The organism is Dactylosporangium darangshiense (assembly GCF_039537565.1).
In the GTDB taxonomy this organism is placed as follows: domain Bacteria; phylum Actinomycetota; class Actinomycetes; order Mycobacteriales; family Micromonosporaceae; genus Dactylosporangium; species Dactylosporangium darangshiense.
This window is the reverse complement of record NZ_BAABAT010000090.1, coordinates 1-18,423: the sequence shown is the minus strand read 5'-3', so window position 1 is coordinate 18,423 and position 18,423 is coordinate 1. Positions and strand designations below refer to the sequence as shown.

Here is an 18,423-nt window from a genome sequence, read left to right as displayed (position 1 = left end):
CGTCGAGGTCGACATCCTCGGATCGCGGGGCGAGGCCGCGTTCGTCGACCCGGGCCAGCAGCAGCAGGTCGGCGACGATGTGGCCGATCCGGCCGGTCTCGCCCTGCAGTATCGCGACGCTCGCGGGTCCGTCCGCAGGCCCTTCGCTGCGCAGCCGGGCCGCTAGCAGTTCCAGGCCGACCTGCAGGGTCGAGAGTGGGCTGCGTAGCTCGTGACTGGCGTCGGCGACGAAGCGGCGCTGCGCGGCGGCGGACGTCTCGAGCCGGTCAAGCATCGCGTTCATGGTCTGGGCGAGCCGGCGGACCTCGTCCTCGCCCTTCGGCACCGGTACCCGTTCGTGGAGCTGCCGGGCGCTGATCACGGCGACCCGCGCGCGGACCGCCTCCACGGCCCGCAGCGAACGCCCCACGAACAACGCCGTCGCGGCACCGACCAGCAGCAGGACCAACGGCAACCCGACCGCCAACAACGCGACCTCCGTCGCGACCGCGTCGCGGACCGGCCGCAGCGACTGCCCGACCAGCACCACGCCGGGTCCGGCGGGGCTCGTGACGCCGACCGCGACGACCCGGAACGGGTCCTCGTCGGCCACCGGCAGCCGGCGGTCCTCCCGCTGCACGGCGCCGGGCACCGGACGCAGCGACGACAGCGGTCCCTCGCCCTCCACCTCCGATGACCCGGCAACCACGGTCCCGCCCGGTCCCAGCACCTGGACCACGGTTTCGTCACCCGGCCGCGACCGCAGCAACCAGTCCAGCCCCGCCCGGTCGCCGACCGTCACCCGACCAGCGACCACCTCGGCACGGGCCAGCGCAGCGGCGTCGACCCGGTCGGTCATCGACCGCTGATGCAGTACCACGAACGCCGCAGCGGCCAGGATCAACACCACCGCAACCACGGTCACCGCGGCGAAGGCGGAGCGCAGCCGAACCCCGAGCCGACGGCTCAGCCAGCCGCCCTCAGCCGCAGGGGTCCCCATGCACCACACCGTAGCCCCGCCAACACGGCAGCCGCCTCGGCGAGCTGAAAGCGTTCTCAGACGCGCTCATCGTGGCCTTAGGTGCCGGGGTCGAACCTGGAGATCAGATCCGGCGCGCACCGGCCCCGGATGCCCTCCCGTGAAAGTGAGGCAAGGCTCATGGACATCACCAGACGCAAGATGTTGATCGGCGCCCTGGCCGTAGGCGCGGCACTGTTCGGCGGTGCGGGCGCTACCACCGTCGCCCAAGCGAGCACGGCCACGGTCCCCAGCATGGCCGCGACCAGCGTGGCGCACTCAGTCGGCGCGGCCCACCCGGCCGTTGCGGCGGGCCCGACAAACTCGGCCAGCCCGGACACCGAAACGTCCGACGGACCGGACAACGAGGTCACCAACGGCCCGGATGCCGACAACGTCCAAGAGGGCAACCAGAAGGAGCAGGACGCTCCTGGCGGCGTCGAGGACAACACCTCGGATCACGCGGAGGCGGGTACGGACACCGACAACGTGCAGCAGGGCGACCAGACCGGATCGGACACCGCTCCCGCACGGTGACGCACCCCGACACCACACCGATGGCCAAACCGCTTCGCCGGTCGAGTGCGAGCTGGCGAACAGTTGCGGCCTTACCAAGGTCGCGCTGATCACCCGAGGAAGGTGTCTGCCGATCGGCCCGTCCCCGCCGCGGTTGATGGCTTGGGTAGCCAGGGTGTGCCGTAGCTGGTGGGGGTGGATGTGGGGCAGGCCGGCGGCAGCACCGGCTTTGTTGATCAGGCGGGTGACGGTGCGCCGGTCCAGCGCCCGGCCGTCCTCCCGGGGTAGCAGCAGCGGGTTGTCCTCGGTGACGTGCCGGGTCCGGTAGTCGCGGATGAGGGTGACGAGGTGCGGGTGTAAGGGCAGGTAGCGGTCTTCGTGGAGTTTGCCGACGTGGACGTGGAGCCAGTGCGCGGCGCCGATGAGCACGACCGCGTCGGCGCGCAGCGCGGTGAACTCACCGACCCGCAGACCGGTGCGCAGCAACACTTCCACGACCACCCGGGTGAGCATCCGGGGTTGGTGCTGGGCCGCGCGCAGCAGCTTCGCCGCGGCGGGGTCGTCGAGGGCTTTGGGCAGCGGGTGGTTCTGGCGGGGCAGGTCATAGAACGTTCGGTCTTGCTATCGGTCGTGTCATTCGTCGACCGTGAATGTGGCTTGCTGTCCAGCGGTGAGGTTCAGAGCGATGTCGGTGATCAGGGTCCTCCTGGCCCTCGGCCGCTACGCCTTCACCCGGCTGGCCGCGCCGGGCCTGCGGCAGCGTGACCCGCACACCGATGACGAGGACGACGACGGCAGGCAGGACTGAGCTGCACCGACCAGAAGGCTGATCAGCGTGCGCGTCGCCGCTTCCGTCAGCCGCTTCGCGGCGGTCGCAACCGGTATGTGGCGATGGTTCCGCGCCTCACCGCGTCGATGACAGATGCCTCAGGTCATCAGACCGGCGCTGGTCATCCAGATGTGCTCGCACGTCGCCGACGCCTCTTGGAGCTTCTCGCGGGATTCCTGTGAGGCGTGGTAGAAGGTCCGCTCGATCATCCAGCACAGGGCGCGCGCCATCGCTGAGGCTTGGTCCGGTGCGGCGCCGGCCTGGATGCCGGCGCGTTCGAGGACGGCGGTGATGGCCGCGATGAACAGGTCAGCCGTGTGGCTCCACAGCTCGCCGATCTCCGGCACGGTCAACGACAAGTCGATCGCCGTGCGCATGACCAGGCCGTGCTCATTCCACAGCTCGACCGTACGCCGCAGGGCCGCCGCGATGGCCTGCTGCGGCTCCTCCGTCTGCGCGGTGACCCGGGACCGTTCCCACAGATGCTCGACGGTCCGGGCCACGAGTGCCGTGACCACTTGTTGCTTGGAGCCGAAGTAGAAGTACAGGGCGCCGCGTGTGATGCCGGCCCCCTGGGCTATGTCGCCGATGGTCATGGCGTCGTAGCCCTTCCGCGCCAGCAGGGCCTCGCAGGTGTCGAGGATGGCCCGCTCCCGGGCATCCCCCTTGCGCTCGGTGGTGCGACGGCCGCGCGCGGGGTGGTGGCCGGGCATCAGAGCTGAGCGCCCTCGGCGAAGTCGGTCGTACGGGAGAGTGCCTCCCATGCGCGGATGTCCTCGTCCACGGCCGTGCGGGCGGCGGTGACCAGCCGCAGCGCGTCCGAACCCAGGACGAGGTGGGCCGGCGGCCGTCCGACCGAGGCGATGTGCACGATGGCGTCGCCGGCCTTGGCCGGGTTGCCCAGCTGGTTGCCGCTGGCCTTCTGTCGTGCTTCGCGGATAGGGGTGAACAACTCGTCGTAGTCGTCGACGGTCCGCGCAGCGCGTGTCATGGACCGTCCGGCCCAGTCGGTGCGGAAGGAGCCGGGCTCGATCGCCGTCACATGGATCCCGAACTGCGCGACCTCTTTGCCCAGCGCCTCCAGGATGCCTTCCAGGGCGAACTTGCTGCCGCAGTACGCGGACATGCCGGGCACGGCCATGAGCCCGCCCATGGAGGTGACGGCCATCAGGTGTCCGCGGCGACGGCGGCGCATGTGGGGCAGCGCCGCCTGCAGCGTGGCCACTGTCCCGAACACATTGACCTCGAACTGCCGCCGAACCTCGGCCAGCGGGGTTTCCTCGAAGGTTCCCTCCAGGCCGTAGCCGGCGTTGGCGACGACGACGTCCAACGGGCCGACGCTCTGCTCCACCTCCGCGACCACACCGGGGACGGCGTCATCGTCCGTCACGTCCAGCACGCGACCGTGAGCGTTACCGGGCCTGAGTTCTTCGAAGGCCCGCAGGTCCTCCTCGGAGCGGACTGTGCCGACGACGGTGTGACCTGCGGCCAGGGCGGCCTCGGCGACGGCACGTCCGAGGCCCGTGCTGACGCCGGTGATGAGCCAGTTCTGCTTTTGCACTGTTCCTCCAGAGAGGTCTCGCGAGGAGCCGGACCGCTCCCTCCGAAAAAGTCTACACGGTGTCGATTTTTATCGTCACACCGTCGATTCTGGTGGTGCTCACGGGATGGCGTCCTCAAACCATCCGCATGCCGCGCATCGCCCAGATCGACGCCGTCAAGGCCCAGCGTCCAGGCCGTCAACCAGAACCGCCCCCCGCCGCGAGCAGGCCAACATGTTCGTCGCCGCGTTGACGTCCCGGTCGTGGGTCCAGCGGGTGGGTTCGTCCGCAGGACACGCAGCGGAGGGTGATCATGTTTGACCTCCCGTGGTGGTTGCGGCCGCGAGCAGGGCCTCGGCGACGAACAGGTCCTGCAGGGCGATGCCGGAGCTGTCGAACACGGTGATGTCGTCCTCGCTCCGGCGGCCTGTGGCCCGGCCGGTCAGGACGTCACCGATGGCGGTCGCTGTCAGGGTGCCGTCGGCGATCGGGCCGGCGACGTGCTGCAGCTCTCCGATGCGGACGGACTGCGACGGCAGGTCACAGAACAGCCGGGCGGTGGCGAGCAGGCCGGGCGGCAGTTCCTGTTTGCCGTGAGCGTCGGAGCCCATGGTCGCGACGTGTGTTCCGGGGCGTACCCAGGCGGCGTCGAACAGGGGTGCGGTGGCGGTGGTGGCTGTGACGATGACGTCAGCTGTACGGCACGCGTTCTCGGCATCGACGAGTCGTCCGGGAAGGTTGTGCTCGGCCAGCCGGGCCAGGAACCGTTCACCGTGTTCGGGTGTCCGGGCGACGACCTGGACGCTGCTGATGGGACGTACCCGGGCGAGGGCGGTGCACTCGTAGAGCGCCTGGTGGCCGGTGCCGAAGACGGTGAGCGTGGTGGTGTCGGGCCGGGCCAGGACATCGGCGGCGACCGCGTCGGCCGCGGCGGTCCGGTACGCGTTGGCGACCCCTGCCTCGACGACGGTGGCGATCCGGCCGCGTTCCTGGTCGAAGAGCAGGACCACCGAGTTGTGCCGGGCCAGGCCGTGGTCGGCGTTGCCCGGCCAGTAGCTGCCGATTTTGACGCCGGCGTGCCGGGCCGATGCTGCGGACTTGACGGTGAACCGGTTCCGCGGGTCGGACCCGTGCCCGAGGACCGCCGGGAATATCTCCGCCTCGGTGCCGGCGGCCGCGATCAGGGCCTCACGGACAGCGGTGAACGCGAGTTCTTCGGTGATCAGGGCGGCCGAATCGGCCTCGGGCAGGTAATGCATGGTGTTTACCATCCTTTGATGCGCGGCCAGACGTCCGTGACGGTCCGGGAGCCGGGGGCGGTCACGTGGTAGCGGTCGTGCTGGGCCGCGGTGGCGCAGGCGTGGTTGGGCAGGATCCTGACCCGGGTGCCGATGGGCAGGTCGGGCAAGGGCGCCGTGCTGCCGGGACGGATCGACAGGACGCCGTGTTCCTGGCTGGCGTCGGTCATGAGCAGATCCGGAAGGAGGCGGCCGTCCAGGTCGGCGACGAGGCCGTACCCTTGGTCGACGCGCTGCCGGGCGGTCCCGCGGTCCCGGGAGGTGGCTGTCCAGCCGCCGTCGGTCAGGATCCAGCCCTTGTCGGGGCGACGACCGATCACGGTCGCGACCACGGTCATCGCCAGGTCGGCCGGTGTGCACACCCCGATGCCGGCCATCACCAGGTCGAAGAATACGAAGTTGCCCGCGCGTACCTCGGTGACGCCGGTGAGGTCGGCGGCGAAGTGTGCGGTCGGTGTCGAGCCGACACTGACGACCGGCGCCTCGTGCCCGGCTGCTCGCAGGTTCTCGGCCGCCTCGACCGCGCACCGTCGTTCGTTCTCGGCGGCCGCGCGGAGGGCGTCGTCGCCGTCGGCGAAGTACGACTCGCCGGCGTGAGTCAGCACGCCCCGTACCTCGGCGCCGCTGTCGACCAGGGTCCGGGCGATCTCCAGGAGTTCGGGGCCGTGTGGCGGCACCCCGCCGCGATGGCCGTCGCAGTCGATCTCGATCAGGGCGGGGACGCCTGCGGCCCCGACGGCGATGGCCTGCGCCACGCTGTCGAGAAGGACAGTCAGGTCGACGCCGCGCTGCCGTAGGGCGAGCACCCGGGGCAGTTTGTGTGCCGCGATCCCCACGGCGTAGACGATGTCGCGGTATCCGGCGGCGGCGAACGCCTCGGCTTCGGCCAGCGTCGATACCGTGATCGCAACGGGGCGGCCGTGGTCCAGCATCGCGGCGACGTCCAAGGATTTGGCTGTTTTCACGTGCGTCCGCAAAGTGACACCGAGGCCGTCCAGGTGCCGGCGCAGACGGGTGATGTTCGCGGCGACGGTCGATCGGTCCAGGGCGAGGAACGGTGTGTCCGGGTCGTCCAGCGTGTGGCTCATCGGTCCTTCTTCCGGCATTCGTTGAGGTCCGCGTACAGCCCGGAGCGGGACATGCCGAGCCGTTCGGCGACCCGGGGTACCGCGTTGCGGACGGTGAAGACACCACGCTCGTCCAGCACCTGCAGCAGGGCCAGGCGCTCCGGGCGGGGCAGGGCCGAGACCGGCTTGCCGCGGCTTGCTTCCTCGGCCCGGACCAGCGCGTCGACCACGTCGTCGAACTCGTCGCTGAAGGTGGTCGCGGGAACCTGGGCGGGCAGCGTGCCGGCCAGCGCGGTCAGCAGGTCGCCCGCCTGGCGCAGGGCGGTCACGTCGACGTTGACGCACAACGCCCCGAAGACGTGACCGGCGCCGTCACGCAGCGGCATCGTCGACGACTTGACCAGCCGGCCGTCAGGGGTACGGGTCAGGTAGTTCAGGTCGTTCGCCGCCGCGTCGCCCTGACTGAGGACTGCCAGACCGATCTCGCTCAGCGCGCCGCCGACCTTGCGGCCGGTCACCGAGCCGGCCACCGCCACGACCGACTGCTCGCCCTGCCGGTAGTCGTGCAGCACGACCTCGCACATCGGCCCGAACGTCGCCGCTAATCCGTCGATCACCGGTCGCAGTGCCGTCAGGATCGCATCTGCATCACCCATCACGACGCCAAGACTAAACGTCCAAGTGTTAGATTAAAAGTCCAGGCGGATGTGGCGGTCGAGTGTGACCGGGAGCGCGGCCAAGCCGTGGATCATCGCGCTGTCTCGCCAGCGCAGCTCGGTGAGGGGTGTCGCCGCTCGTCGAGGGCGGCAGTCCGGCGGCAACCAGGTCCGTATCGAGCCTGTACCGTTCGATAACTCGGTCACGGGGTTCTGCCGTGCGCCTTCGTGCTTGCCGTACCCTGCGGCATCGCCACGGCTACGCCGTAGACCTTCACCGTGACCTCCCAGGCCAGCAACAAGAACCTCCCGAGAGTTCCCCGACCATCCACACACGACAGTCAGGTACGCACCGCACACCAGCCCAGATCCACCGGGTTTGGAGCTGGTCATACATGAAGAGGCCTCAGACGCCCGTTCCTCTCGTATGCCTTCCCGTCTCGCTCACCCAGGCCCGAACCATCCGGTAGTACTGGTCCGGCCCGACTTCGTCGCGGCTGCTTCCCACCCTCCCCACCGTCCCGTGGATCAGGGTGCCGCCAGCTGCAGGCCGAGGTAGCTCCAGCGCACGTCGTGGCGACCGAGGGGGTCCGCCCGTTCACAGTCGTGAATGAGGTGTAGGCCGAAGTGACGGGCCAGCGCGACCGTCTCCTCCGCCGAGACGTTGTACATCCGCCGCCCGGCAGGCACGGGGCCGTGGCGCAGGGAGATGACCACGCGGCCCTCAGGTAGCAGCAGGCCGCTGATGTGTTCCATCGCCGACGACCGCTCGTGCGGGTCCAAATGCATCCAGACGGCCGTTAGAAGAATCAGGTTGAAGCGTTGGTTGCGCTTACACAGCACCGTCAGGTTGGGCAGGGCGTCGTCGACCCAATCGATGTCGTTGGCGGCGTGGATGCGTTGACCATGCGCGCGAAGTTGGCGGGTGGGCTCGACGGCGACGACCCGGTGTCCCAGGCCGGACAAGGCTGCCGCATCGCGGCCCGTGCCCGCGCCGATGTCCAGGACCGAGCTGGGCTCGGTGGGGAACAGGTACAGGACATCTCTGTGCACGTCGGCAAACGAGACGCTCTCGTACTGTTCGGCCAGGATGTCGGCAGATTCGCCGTAGCCTGCGGTGCTGCTCATGAGTGTCAAGGCTTCCCCGTCCGTGCTGCGGTTGATGCTGGGGCCGTCGCGCGTGGTCAGGCCGCGTTCAACAGAGCTGGGAGTTTGCGCATGTCGTCGAAGACCACCGTGTCCGGGCCTTCCAGCCGGTGCGCGGGGGTCAATCCGCCCGCATAGCCGAAGCAGCGCATCCCGGCGGCGCGGGCCGCTTGGACTCCGTAGTGGCTGTCCTCGACCACGACGCACGCCGCGGGCGGAACACCCATCGCCGCCGCCGCATACAGGAACAGGTCGGGGGCGGGCTTGCCGCGAGCGACCTCGGTCGCGCTGAAGATGCGGCCCTCGAAGCGGGGATACAGACCGGTGCGGCCCAAAGTGTGGCGCATCTTCTCGTGCGTACCGCTGGAAGCCACGCACGTCGGCTGGGTGATCTCATCAAGCGCGTCGTTGATCCCGTCGACGGCGGTCAGTCCGGCGTCCACCGCTTGGCGGTGCGCCAGGTCGAACCGGTCCGCCCAGGTGGCAGCCACGCCCGGTCCGAGACGGGCCGCGATCTGTTCACCGATGGACGCGCTGGACCGGCCGATGAAGCGCTCGATGACCTCTGCCTCGGTCAGCGGCCAGCCCAGTTCCGCACCGAGTGCAATGTTGACGCGGACCGCGATGCGCTCGCTGTCGACCAGCACCCCGTCGCAGTCGAAGATGACAAGCCCGATCGGATTGATCATCCGGACAGGCTAGTCGAGTGAGCAGGGCGAACCTGGCGGCACCCACGGTCCCCCGAAGGCGCCGGATCGCCGTCACCGCCGAGGTGGCGGGCAACTCGGACAGGAGCACGAGCAGACGCATAGCCGAACTCGGCGGCGTGCGTCATCCACGGAAGATACGACAGGGTTCGACAGAAAACTCGACGCTCGACGGGCAATGCAGCGAAGGCCGGTACTGTCGGCTGGGCCGTCGCCCGTCACCTCAAGACCGACCTGGTCGACACCGCGCTGACCGATGCGCTGCGCCGGCGTGGGCCCGCTGACGGCCTGGCGTCCCCCTTCGCGGCGACGTCACGTCGGAGCGTAATCGTCTACAACCCGGAGAGCATCGGACGGATGTCGCGCGCTCACAGTGACATCGTGGACGGCACGGTGGCCTCCTTGACGACCTTCATGGTGAATTGCGAGTTGGTGCGGGCGACGCCGGGCAGGTCGGTCAGGCGCTGCGCGTACAGGCGTTCATACGCCTCGAGATCCGCGACCGCGACCCACAGCACGTAGTCCGGATGACCGAACATCCGCCGGCACGACCGCACCTCGTCGATGCGCTGCACCTCGGCTTCGAACGCCTCGATGGTGGCTCGGTCCTGGACCGCCATCTCCACGTGCAGGAGCACCTGGAACCCGCGCCCAAGCGCGGCCGGGTCGACCGCCGCGTGGTAGCCGGTGATGATCCCGGCCGCCTCGAGCTGTCGGACCCGGCGCAGGCACGGCGACGGCGATAGCCGTACCCGGTCGGCCAGCTCGATGTTGGTGAGGCGCCCGTCCTGCATCAGGTGCGCAAGAATTGCGCGGTCAGTCTCGTCCATGGCACATCATGCTAGTCGATCGGCTTTTGCTGGCAATCTTTGGCACCGAATGCCAGGCTGTTGTGGCTACGCTCTCCGCATGACGCTCGGATTGGATGACGAGGACCGCCGCACTGCGAGCCGCCTCCTCGCCGAATTTTTCGATCGGTATGAGCAGTCCGTCGCGACGGCGCCGATCGTGCCGCAGGTTGACCGCGACGTGCTGGCGGGACTGCTGGCCGACCCTTTCCCGGACAAGGGCATCGGCGTCGAGGGACTCTTCCGGGCTATCAACGAGAAGATCCTGCCGAACTCCACGAAGGTCGCACACCCGAGGTTCCTCGCCTACGTGCAGGGGCCGCCGAACGGTGTCGCGCCCTATGCCGAGGCGATCGCCGCCACCATTAACCAGAACTGCAACTTCTGGCAGCTGTCCCCGGCTGCGAGCGTGATCGAACGCGCTGTGGTCTCGTGGCTCGCCGGGCTCTTCGGCTACGGCGAGGCCAGCGGGGGCATCCTGACCAGCGGCGGCTCCGTCGCCAGCCTCCACGCTCTGACGACCGCGTTGCACGAGCGCCGGCCGGAGTTCCGCGCTGCCGGGCTGCAGACATCCGGGCCTGCCTTAGTCGTCTACACCTCCGGCGAGGCCCACCGGTGCATCGACAAGGCCGTCGCAATTCTCGGCCTCGGTCTGGACAATGTGCGGCACATCGCCACTGACAGCGGGCACCGGATGCGCGTCGATGCGCTGGCCGAGGCGGTTCGGGCCGACCGGGCGGCCGGGCGGGAGCCCTTCTGCGTCGTCGCCACCACCGGGACCGTGATGTCCGGAGCGATCGATCCGATCGGTCCGATCGCCGACCTGTGCGAGCGCGAGGGGCTGTGGCTGCACATCGACGGCGCCTACGGCGGCCTGTTCGTCCTCGCCGATCGCGTGCATCCGGCCTTCGACGACTGCCGGCGCGCCGACTCGATCGCACTGGACCCGCACAAGCTGCTGTTCGCCCCGCTCGAGGCCGGCTGCCTGCTGGTGCGGGACCGCGCCAACCTCGCCCGCGCGTATGCGTTCAAGTCGGCCTACCTCACCGTCGAAGATGACCCGCTCATGGTCGACTACATGGACTTCGGCCCGCAGCTGTCGCGCGGCTTCAAGGCGCTGAAGGTGTGGAGCGCCCTGCAGGCCTTCGGCGTCGACAGCTACCGGGGCGTCATAGACCAGGTCCTGCAGCTCGCCGAGCACCTCCGGCGGCGCGTCGAGGAGGACCCGAACCTCGAACTGATGGCGCCCGTCACGCTGAGCGCTGTCTGTTTCCGGATCAAGGGATGGACCGAGGCCCAGCACGCCGCGGTCCGCGCGACGCTCGCCGAGGACGGCACTGCGCTGCTCGGCCCGGCCCGGCTCGGCGGCCGCCACGGACTGCGTGCCTGTGTCACCAACTACCGCACCACCTATGCGGACATCGACCTCGTCGTCGACCGGATCAGCGAGCTCGCGTCATGCGCGAGCTGATCGCCTTCCGGGCGGCGGCTCGCGACTGAGGTGTGCCGGACGACACCATCGACTGGTGGCTCCGGCTCGCCCGGCCTCGGCTCGAGCTGCACCGCGACGGTGCCGGCCCGGCGGTCGGGCATTTCGGCGGGACACCGGCTCTGCCCGCCGATGTCGCCTGGCCGGACGGGATGGCCTACCCGGGCCGCGATCGCATCGCGAACCCGGTGCGCCTGTTCCTCCGTCTCGCAGTGGACCACCACGTCATCGCAGTATCGCTCGAAGCGCACGGCAGGGAACTCCCGGACCACTGCGTTCAGTCTGTCCGGGCACGTGCTGGTCGCCCCGAGCGAGGGCGGCCAGCTCGCCGAGGCGACTGGGAGGCCGAGGCCGAGTACTGCTGCGCCTGCCCCTGCGGCGGGAAGAGTTCGCCGCGGCCGTCGGCTACTCGCTGCGGACCGACGGCGACGTGCGCTGGATCTTCGGCGGACTTCGCTGCCCGGCCTGCGGCTTGCTCGGCATCTGCGAGGACTGCGAGATCGACCGCGGACCGAGCGACTACCTGCTCGATCGAGCCTGACACTGGCCGTGCCAACCCGCGGGCTGATACCGCGCTACGTGCCACGAGCGTCCTCACGGTGACGAGCGAACCAGTCTGCCTTGTCGCCGCTGTCACTTGGTCACTGAACCACCGTGATCTGCGGAGACGTTGGTGACGGGCCGGGTGACACTCCCCGTGCCGGGGTAGCCTGGGGTCGTGGCCGCAAGTGAAGATCAGGCCCACGTCGGTCCAGGGTCCGTTGCGGGCCCGAGTTGAGGACCGGGAACGCCGGCGTCGACCGGACGGGCGAGCACCAAGGCGTGATCATGCCGCCGACCGGCAGACGCCGCCGGCCACTCGGCCGGTCAACGGCAAGAAAGATTCATCGTCAACTCTGACCGGCAGTTGCGACAGGACAGGACGATCCTTGAGTCTCGGGGGGTCCGTGGCCATGTTCGATCGATTCGAAGAGTTCGACATCTCTACGGCGGGTGCGTCGATCCACGGACGCCGGGGCGGCGACGGACCGCCTGTGCTGCTCCTGCACGGTATTCCGGAAACGCATCTGATGTGGCATCGGGTCGCGCCCCACCTCGCCGAGCGCTATACCGTCGTCGCCACCGATTTGCGTGGGTACGGCGACAGCGGCAAGCCGCCCAGTACCGCCGATCACGAGCCCTACAGCATGCGTGCGATCGGCCGCGACCAGCTTGAGGTCATGCACCATCTGGGCTACGACGAGTTCAGCGTCGTGGGGCACGATCGCGGGGCACGCTGCGCCTACCGTTTCGCACTGGATCACCCGGATGTGGTTCGCCGGCTCGCCGTGATGGACGTTGTTCCCGTCGGCGACGCGTACGATCGTGCTGACAAGGACTTCAGCCTTCTCTACTGGCAATGGTCCTTCCTCGCCGCGCCAGAACCGGTGCCGGAACAGTTCATCAACGCGACACCGGGCAGTATGGTCGAGTTCATGCTCAACTCGTGGGCCGAGGTGAAGGACGCTTTCCCAACCGAGGTACGCGCCCAGTACATCGAGAAATGGAACGACCCCGACACAGTGCACGGCATCTGTGAGGAGTTCCGCGCGGCCGCGACCTTGGACTATCAGCAGGACGAGGCGGATCGCGGGAACCTGAAGATCACCTGCCCGGTGCTCTTCCTCTGGAGCCAGCGCGGCTCGGTCGCGAAACTTTACGATAATCCGCTCGCGATATGGCAGGAGTGGGCCGATGACGTTCGCGGCGAGCCGGTACCAGTCGGTCACTTCATCCCTGAAGAGGCACCCGAGGAGACCACACGCCAACTGCTGAGTTTTCTGCAGTAGAGCGTTCGTCCTTCCTCAGCTCGATCACATCGACCAGTAGCCAAGGGAGAACAGCACGCGCCCTAATGGATCAGTGCTCATCTCGGGCAGCAATCAGCGCCCGAACGGCACGACACCCCATCAACGGTCAACCTCCCCGGGACGCCAGCGAGGGTACGGTCTCAGTGCAGGACTTGACGTCCAGGGTCCAAGAGTGCTCACTCACCGGCGGCTACCGCCCGAGAGTCTTCCGCAGCGACTGTCATCAGGAGGCAGCGCCGTCTCGCTCTCGGTAGGACCCATTAGGGTCCGCGTCCTCATCGCCCTGGACCGGTCGGGCGATCGCCGGAACGGTGTTCCCGCTGGCCGAGGCCATGATGACCATCGCCCGCCGCAACCGAATCGGTGACCCGGTCCCACGCCGCGCGATCTGTTGCAGTCGCCGGCCCTCGTCATCACTGAGCCGGTGCTCGTCTCTGCCCGCCGCGACGCTGCTGCGGCCCGTCGGTTCTTCCGCCGAGCGTTGGCCACGTTGAAGGTGACGCCGAGCGAGGTCGTCACCGACGCGGCACCGGTGTACCCGGCCGTGCTCGACGAACTGATTCCATCGGCGTGGCACCACGCTGAGCGCCACGCCAACCACCCGATCGAAGCGGACCATAGCCAGCTCAACACCGGCTCAGACCAATGCGCGGGCTGCGCACCGACCGGACCGCACAGGCCATCATCGCCGCACATGCCTTCATCCAGAACGTGCGACGCGGCCACTACGCACTCGGACTCGACGCTCCACGCGAACTGCGCATCGCCGCAGCTGTCACCGAACTCGCCACCGCCATCTGAAGCCGATCCCGGACCCGAACCCAGCCCTCTGATCGACAAACGCAACGGCCCCCGGCAAGGTGACCGCGCCCGTCCTGGCGGCCGCGATGCGCCGTGCGAACAGCAAGGACCTGGCCCGGCTCAAGACGATCCTGGAGGGGGCGGCAGACCGGCGGCCCGGCGCGTGAGGTACCGCTGCTCCGGCAGGCTCGCCGTCATCCACGCTGCCCGCAGGTAGCACGCGCGGGCAGCGGCCAGGTCGCCGGCCTGCTCGAGCAGGTGGGCGCGGACGGTGTCGAGGCGGTGGCTGTGGCCGAGGCGGCCGTCGCCGTCGAGGGTGCCGAGCGCGGCGAGGCCGGCGACCGGTCCGTGCACCGCTGCGACCGCGACGGCGCGGCTCAGGGTGACGACCGGACCCGGGGCGACGTGGTCGAGGACGTCGTAGAGGGCGAGGATCTGCGGCCAGTCGGTGTCGGCCGCGGTCGGCGCCTCGTCGTGGACGGCGGCGATCGCGGCCTGGACCTGGTACTGCCCGACCGGTCCGGCGCCGAGCGTGCGGGTGAGCAGCGCCTGGCCCTCGGTGATGGCCGTCGTGTCCCACCGGCTTCGGTCCTGCTCGGCGAGCGGCACGATGATGCCGTCCGGGTCGGTGCGGGCGGCGCGGCGGGCGTCGGTGAGCAGCATGAGGGCGAGCAGTCCGGCGGCCTCGCCGTCGCCGGGCAGCAAGCGGTGCAGCAGCCGCGCCAGCCGGATTGCCTCCGCGGTCAGGTCCGGCCGCTGCAGGTCTGGGCCGGAGGTGGCGGTGTAGCCCTCGTTGAACATCAGGTACAGCACGTGCTCGACCACGGCCAGCCGGGCCGCCTGTTCGCCGGGGACGGGGAGCTCGAACCGGGCGCCGGCGTCGCGGATGCGCTGTTTGGCCCGGCTGATCCGCTGCGCCATCGTCGCCTCCGGAACCAGGAACGCCGCAGCGATCTGCGCGGTCGACAGCCCGCCGACGGCCCGGAGGGTGAGCGCAAGCTGCGACGGCGGCGACAGGGCGGGATGGCAGCACAGCAGCAGCACAGTGAGGGTGTCGTCCGGGTTGTCCGGCGGCTCGTTCGTCGGGTCGAGCGCGGCGGCGGCCTCCCGGCGGCGGCGGGCGCTGTCGGTGCGCCAGTGGTCGACGAGCGCCCGTCCGGCCACGGTGGTCAGCCACGCCTTGGGTCGCGCGGGCACGCCGTCGACCGGCCACTGCGCGGCGGCGGCGAGCAGCGCCTCTTGTACGGCGTCCTCGCAGGCGTCGAACTGCCCGTGCCGGCGCACGAGCGCGCCGAGGACCTGCGGCGCCAGCTCGCGCAGCAGGCCCTCAAGCGCTCCGGTCATCGCGTTCAGTGCCCGGTCAGTCCTGGGCGGGCGGCTCGTCCATGACCCGGCGGACCTCCATCGGGTACTCCGTTACCGCGACCACCTGCGCGACGATCTCCAGCGCGCGCTCGTGGGTGCACTCGACGACCCAGTAGCCGGCGAGGGACTCCTTGATCTCGGCGAATGGCCCGTCTGTCGGTGCGGGCGCGCCATCGACGAACCGGACGGTGGTGGCCTGGGTGGGGTCGGTCAGGTGCCGGCTCTCCACGACCTCGCCGGAGGCGCGCAGTTCCTGGTCCATCTGCATCATCGTGGTCTGCATCCGGGTGATCCAGTCGGGGCTCCGCTCGGCGAGCGAGGCGCCGAGCCCGCCGAACATCATGATCATGTACTTCATGCCGGTTTCCTCCGTTTCGCCGCACCCGCCGTTCGGGGCGTCGGGCTTAAGTCGGAGCCGCTCTCGCCGTCCTCGACATCCTCGCCGAGATTCTTGCTGCTCGCCTGGCCGCGGACGTATCTCTCGGCGAGGTCGTCGGCCGGGTGTTCTTTGCCGGTGGTCGAACAGGGGCAGGTGGCGACCGGCCAGGCACGCGAGTCGTCCGGCCGGCCGCCAGGGCTGGAGTCAGCCGCCATGGCGCTACGTCCGCGTGGCCATCGACCTGCTCGCCGCCACCGCCGACGACCTGACCACGGCGATGACCAGGATCGGTCCGCTCGCGTACGCGATCCTCGACGGCACCCTGATCCCGGTCGACTGGGTCGCCGATCGGAAGCCCTACCATTCCGGCAAGCACCGTCGGCACGGCGTCAACGTGCAGGTCATCGCCGATCCGGCAGGCCGGCTGATCTGGGTGTCGGCCGCCCTGCCCGGCTCGACTCATGACCTGACCGCGGCCGGCACGGGTCCGTTGCGTCGAGCGTTGCCCTGGTCGGACAGGCTAGACCGGTGAGGTTCTCGAACCGGCGGCGTCCGGCCCTGCCACCAAGTTCGGCGTTCGGCGGGTTCCGGTTCCCGGCGGAGGTCATCGTGGTCGCCGTCCGGCTGTACCTTCGCTACAACCTCTCCTGCCGCGACGTTGAAGAACTCCTGATCGAGCGCGGTGTCGAGGTCGACCACGTCACGGTCTTCCGGTGGGTACAGCGGTTCACGCCGCTGTTGGCCGACGCGGCCAGGTTCTGCCGGCATGCGCCTGGTGACAGGTGGTTTGTCGACGAGACCTACATCAAGGTGAATGGTGTTTGGCGGTACGTGTACCGCGCCGTGGATCAGGACGGTCAGGTCATCGACGTGCTCATCTCCACCCGCCGCGACGCCGCGGCAGCACGTCGGCTCTTCCGCCAGGCGTTGGCCACGTTGAATGCCCAGGTCGCGGACTGGCTGAGTATTGGCGCCCCACAGGGTGACTGCTCCGCCAAGTGCCGGGTAACGAAGGTTTGGTTTGGCAGGCCCAGGGTGATCGATGGGTGTTCGTGTTGCAGCAGCCGCCCGTACTCCGGTTCTGCCTTGAGGGTGACGATGCGTTCGTCCGGGTCGTCCGTGACGATCAGGAAGACCTTGCCCGCCACCTTGTAGACGTCCAGCTGCTTGGTGAACGGGCGCCCGTGGCTGACCCTGGCAGCGCCAGTGCCGTGTCGCGCGCTCTGTCCTGGAGCTTCTCGCCGCTGATGGGCATGACGAAGGTCAGGCGCGGCGGCCGTAGGTGTGCGGATCCACGGGCTGGTCGGACTTGGGAAGCCCGCCGACCACGAGACGGTAGGAGTCGATCACGAGCTCCTTCACTAGCTCCTCGTCGATGGTGCCCCCGCCTTCCACCGTGATCCAGTGCCTCTTGTTCATGTGATAGCCGGGGGTAATGTCTGCGTACTGCTCACGCAGTGCTGCGGCGTCCTCCGGATCAGCTTTTAGGATCACGACGGGGCGCCCCGGCATGTCGGTCATGAGCATGAAGACCTTGCCGCGCACCTTGTAGACCTCCCAGTCGGGGCCGAAACGACGCTCCAGGTCGGCGCCGGGCAGTTCCACAGTGCAGTCGCCCGCGATCTTCTGCAGCTCCTGTCCGTCCAAGGTGATCAACTCCTCTATCGATCCGAGTGCCCTGACCGCCCGGCCAAGGCTCAAGGTGGCATCTCCCGCATGGCGCCGGAGAGAGCCCGCACTCATCCGGCCGGGTCCTCGTCCAGGCCGACCACCTCGGCCCCGGGCCGGCGCGCGGACCCGGGGTCATCCCGTGGCTGGAGTCTTCGCTCTCGACGACGTTCGTCTTGGCGATCGGCTTCGTGAAGCTCGGCCAGCCGGAGTTGCTGTCGTACATGTCGACTGATGCGAACACTGGCTCGCCGGACACGACGTCGACGTAGATGCCGGGCTCGTGGTTGTCCCAGTAGCCGTTGGCGAACGGTCGCTCGGTGCCGTCCTGCTGGGTCACGCGGTACTGCTCCGGGTCGAGCCGCGAAACGGCCTCCGGGTTCTTGTGGTACTGGGTCTGCTGGGGCAAAGCTCTCCCTTCCGAGCCTTCGGCTTGAAGCTGAGGAACCAGGCGAACCGCACCTGGACATGCGTACATGCGTACATACAGACACTCCACGGACCGGTTGCATTCCCGCTACAACTGGACTCTACAGTCCCAATCAACGTTCGAATCCTGACTGAGGCCAACCGAGGGCACTCCAGTGCCGCCCGGAGCAGTCCGCCGGGAGGTGGCAGGGGTCCTGCCGAGCAGCCGCACCTGAAGTGCAAGTCTAGCGGCGGTGCGCGGGCCGCGTCCGTCGTCGACGCAAAGTGGGATGACGGTGTGTTCCTCAGCACCAGCTTGACCTCGCAAGTGGACTTGACCGTCCAGTTATCCCGAGTCTAGGTTCGGGTCACAACGTGAACTGGACCTCTGCAGCGGTAAGAGCCGACGTGGGCTCGACGCCGACTACTCACACCCACCGAAGGTTGATTTGCTGTGTCACGACTGAACGCTCCCTCTCTAGATGACGCTCCCGCGGGCACGCAGCGGATCCTCGACAACGTTGGCGCGCAGTTCGGGTTTGTCCCGAACATGTTCAGGACCATTGCGTCGAACCCGACTGTGCTTGAAGCCGTCACGACCCTGCAAGGCACTATGAGCCGGGTTCTGGACGCGAAGACCCGGCACAGCATCGCGCTGGCCGTGTCGCAAGCCAACGGCTGCGATTACTGTCTGGCAATTCACACATACGTGTCGTTCGAATTCGGCGGTACGGCGCGTGTCAAGATTTTTGAGGCAGGTTGGTTAGGTTTTCGTTGAGTGGGCTGGCTCGTCTGGGTCGTCTTGCTCGGCGGGCTTGTTGATCCACGCTGCGACAGGTAGGGCGGCCGGCTCGGGGT

General features: G+C 68.8%; 18 protein-coding genes and 5 pseudogenes. 9 read left to right on the top strand and 14 right to left on the bottom strand.

Translation table 11 applies throughout. The features are described 5' to 3' along the window. On the bottom strand, nucleotides 1-979 hold a 979-nt coding region (locus ABD901_RS56620; protein ID WP_345144333.1), incomplete at its 3' end, for a histidine kinase dimerization/phospho-acceptor domain-containing protein. Nucleotides 980-1,138: 159 nt separating this feature from the next. Here ABD901_RS56620 and ABD901_RS56615 point away from each other — a divergent pair. Then, nucleotides 1,139-1,534, top strand: coding sequence for a hypothetical protein (locus tag ABD901_RS56615; RefSeq protein WP_345144331.1), 396 nt, complete (start codon nucleotides 1,139-1,141; stop codon nucleotides 1,532-1,534). Nucleotides 1,535-1,666: 132 nt separating this feature from the next. Here ABD901_RS56615 and ABD901_RS59490 read toward each other — a convergent pair. Next, a pseudogene (locus ABD901_RS59490) lies at nucleotides 1,667-2,053 on the bottom strand (tyrosine-type recombinase/integrase); the annotation flags it as partial. Nucleotides 2,054-2,198: 145 nt separating this feature from the next. Here ABD901_RS59490 and ABD901_RS56610 point away from each other — a divergent pair. Continuing rightward, nucleotides 2,199-2,321 carry a hypothetical protein gene (locus ABD901_RS56610; RefSeq protein ID WP_345144329.1) on the top strand — a complete coding sequence of 41 codons (123 nt, stop codon included), beginning with the start codon at nucleotides 2,199-2,201 and terminating at the stop codon, nucleotides 2,319-2,321. 119 nt (nucleotides 2,322-2,440) lie between these two features. On the opposite strand, the gene ABD901_RS56605 is transcribed toward ABD901_RS56610, so the two are convergent. The 8 genes from ABD901_RS56605 to ABD901_RS56570 all read right to left on the bottom strand — a co-directional run bounded on the left by ABD901_RS56605 (nucleotide 2,441) and on the right by ABD901_RS56570 (nucleotide 9,587). Continuing rightward, nucleotides 2,441-3,055, bottom strand: a complete 615-nt coding sequence (locus tag ABD901_RS56605; RefSeq protein WP_345144327.1) for a TetR/AcrR family transcriptional regulator — start codon at nucleotides 3,053-3,055, stop codon at nucleotides 2,441-2,443. Then, entirely contained in the window at nucleotides 3,055-3,903 is an 849-nt protein-coding gene (locus ABD901_RS56600; protein WP_345144326.1) for an oxidoreductase, read from the bottom strand. The genes ABD901_RS56605 and ABD901_RS56600 overlap by 1 nt, the downstream gene beginning before the upstream one ends. 291 nt (nucleotides 3,904-4,194) lie before the next feature. Then, nucleotides 4,195-5,142, bottom strand: a complete 948-nt coding sequence (locus ABD901_RS56595; protein WP_345144324.1) for an ornithine cyclodeaminase family protein — start codon at nucleotides 5,140-5,142, stop codon at nucleotides 4,195-4,197. Between the two features lie 5 nt (nucleotides 5,143-5,147). Further along, nucleotides 5,148-6,269, bottom strand: coding sequence for an alanine racemase (locus ABD901_RS56590; RefSeq protein ID WP_345144322.1), 1,122 nt, complete (start codon nucleotides 6,267-6,269; stop codon nucleotides 5,148-5,150). Beyond that, nucleotides 6,266-6,904 (bottom strand): helix-turn-helix transcriptional regulator, encoded by a 639-nt coding sequence (locus ABD901_RS56585; RefSeq protein ID WP_345144335.1) that lies wholly within the window; start codon nucleotides 6,902-6,904, stop codon nucleotides 6,266-6,268. The genes ABD901_RS56590 and ABD901_RS56585 overlap by 4 nt, the downstream gene beginning before the upstream one ends. Before the next feature lie 528 nt (nucleotides 6,905-7,432). Continuing rightward, nucleotides 7,433-8,032, bottom strand: a complete 600-nt coding sequence (locus ABD901_RS56580) for a class I SAM-dependent methyltransferase (RefSeq protein ID WP_345144320.1) — start codon at nucleotides 8,030-8,032, stop codon at nucleotides 7,433-7,435. Between the two features lie 56 nt (nucleotides 8,033-8,088). After that, nucleotides 8,089-8,739 carry an HAD family hydrolase gene (locus ABD901_RS56575; protein WP_345144317.1) on the bottom strand — a complete coding sequence of 217 codons (651 nt, stop codon included), beginning with the start codon at nucleotides 8,737-8,739 and terminating at the stop codon, nucleotides 8,089-8,091. A gap of 386 nt (nucleotides 8,740-9,125) precedes the next feature. Beyond that, a complete protein-coding gene (locus ABD901_RS56570; protein ID WP_345144316.1) occupies nucleotides 9,126-9,587 on the bottom strand; it encodes an Lrp/AsnC family transcriptional regulator in 462 nt (153 codons plus the stop codon). 79 nt (nucleotides 9,588-9,666) lie between these two features. On the opposite strand from ABD901_RS56570, the gene ABD901_RS56565 reads away from it, so the two are divergent. The 4 genes and pseudogenes from ABD901_RS56565 to ABD901_RS56555 all read left to right on the top strand — a co-directional run bounded on the left by ABD901_RS56565 (nucleotide 9,667) and on the right by ABD901_RS56555 (nucleotide 13,745). Further along, complete coding sequence (locus tag ABD901_RS56565) at nucleotides 9,667-11,076, top strand: pyridoxal phosphate-dependent decarboxylase family protein (RefSeq protein WP_345144314.1); 1,410 nt, start codon at nucleotides 9,667-9,669, stop codon at nucleotides 11,074-11,076. 971 nt (nucleotides 11,077-12,047) lie between these two features. Then, nucleotides 12,048-12,923: an alpha/beta fold hydrolase gene (locus tag ABD901_RS56560; protein ID WP_345144312.1), complete on the top strand. Its 876-nt coding sequence runs from the start codon at nucleotides 12,048-12,050 to the stop codon at nucleotides 12,921-12,923. Nucleotides 12,924-13,368: 445 nt separating this feature from the next. Next, nucleotides 13,369-13,566 (top strand): annotated as a pseudogene (locus ABD901_RS59485) (DDE-type integrase/transposase/recombinase); the annotation flags it as partial. 23 nt (nucleotides 13,567-13,589) lie between these two features. Continuing rightward, nucleotides 13,590-13,745: a hypothetical protein gene (locus ABD901_RS56555; RefSeq protein WP_345144310.1), complete on the top strand. Its 156-nt coding sequence runs from the start codon at nucleotides 13,590-13,592 to the stop codon at nucleotides 13,743-13,745. A gap of 120 nt (nucleotides 13,746-13,865) precedes the next feature. Here ABD901_RS56555 and ABD901_RS56550 read toward each other — a convergent pair whose 3' ends face one another. Continuing rightward, on the bottom strand, nucleotides 13,866-15,089 hold the full coding sequence (locus ABD901_RS56550; RefSeq protein WP_345144308.1) for an RNA polymerase sigma factor: 1,224 nt from the start codon (nucleotides 15,087-15,089) through the stop codon (nucleotides 13,866-13,868). Between the two features lie 16 nt (nucleotides 15,090-15,105). Next, nucleotides 15,106-15,468, bottom strand: coding sequence for a YciI family protein (locus ABD901_RS56545; RefSeq protein ID WP_345144306.1), 363 nt, complete (start codon nucleotides 15,466-15,468; stop codon nucleotides 15,106-15,108). A 235-nt stretch (nucleotides 15,469-15,703) separates the two neighbouring features. Between ABD901_RS56545 and ABD901_RS56540 the strand changes: the two are divergent. Both ABD901_RS56540 and ABD901_RS56535 read left to right on the top strand, forming a co-directional pair. Then, a pseudogene (locus ABD901_RS56540) lies at nucleotides 15,704-15,994 on the top strand (transposase family protein); the annotation flags it as partial. 53 nt (nucleotides 15,995-16,047) lie between these two features. Then, nucleotides 16,048-16,422: pseudogene (locus ABD901_RS56535) on the top strand (IS6 family transposase); the annotation flags it as partial. A gap of 330 nt (nucleotides 16,423-16,752) precedes the next feature. On the opposite strand, the gene ABD901_RS56530 reads toward ABD901_RS56535, so the two are convergent. Further along, nucleotides 16,753-17,145: an MmcQ/YjbR family DNA-binding protein gene (locus ABD901_RS56530; RefSeq protein ID WP_345144304.1), complete on the bottom strand. Its 393-nt coding sequence runs from the start codon at nucleotides 17,143-17,145 to the stop codon at nucleotides 16,753-16,755. A 157-nt stretch (nucleotides 17,146-17,302) separates the two neighbouring features. Further along, nucleotides 17,303-17,635: pseudogene (locus ABD901_RS56525) on the bottom strand (peptide-methionine (R)-S-oxide reductase); the annotation flags it as partial. A 384-nt stretch (nucleotides 17,636-18,019) separates the two neighbouring features. Between ABD901_RS56525 and ABD901_RS56520 the strand changes: the two are divergent. Beyond that, entirely contained in the window at nucleotides 18,020-18,343 is a 324-nt protein-coding gene (locus tag ABD901_RS56520) for a carboxymuconolactone decarboxylase family protein (RefSeq protein WP_345144302.1), read from the top strand. The last annotated feature ends 80 nt before the right edge of the window (nucleotides 18,344-18,423 follow it).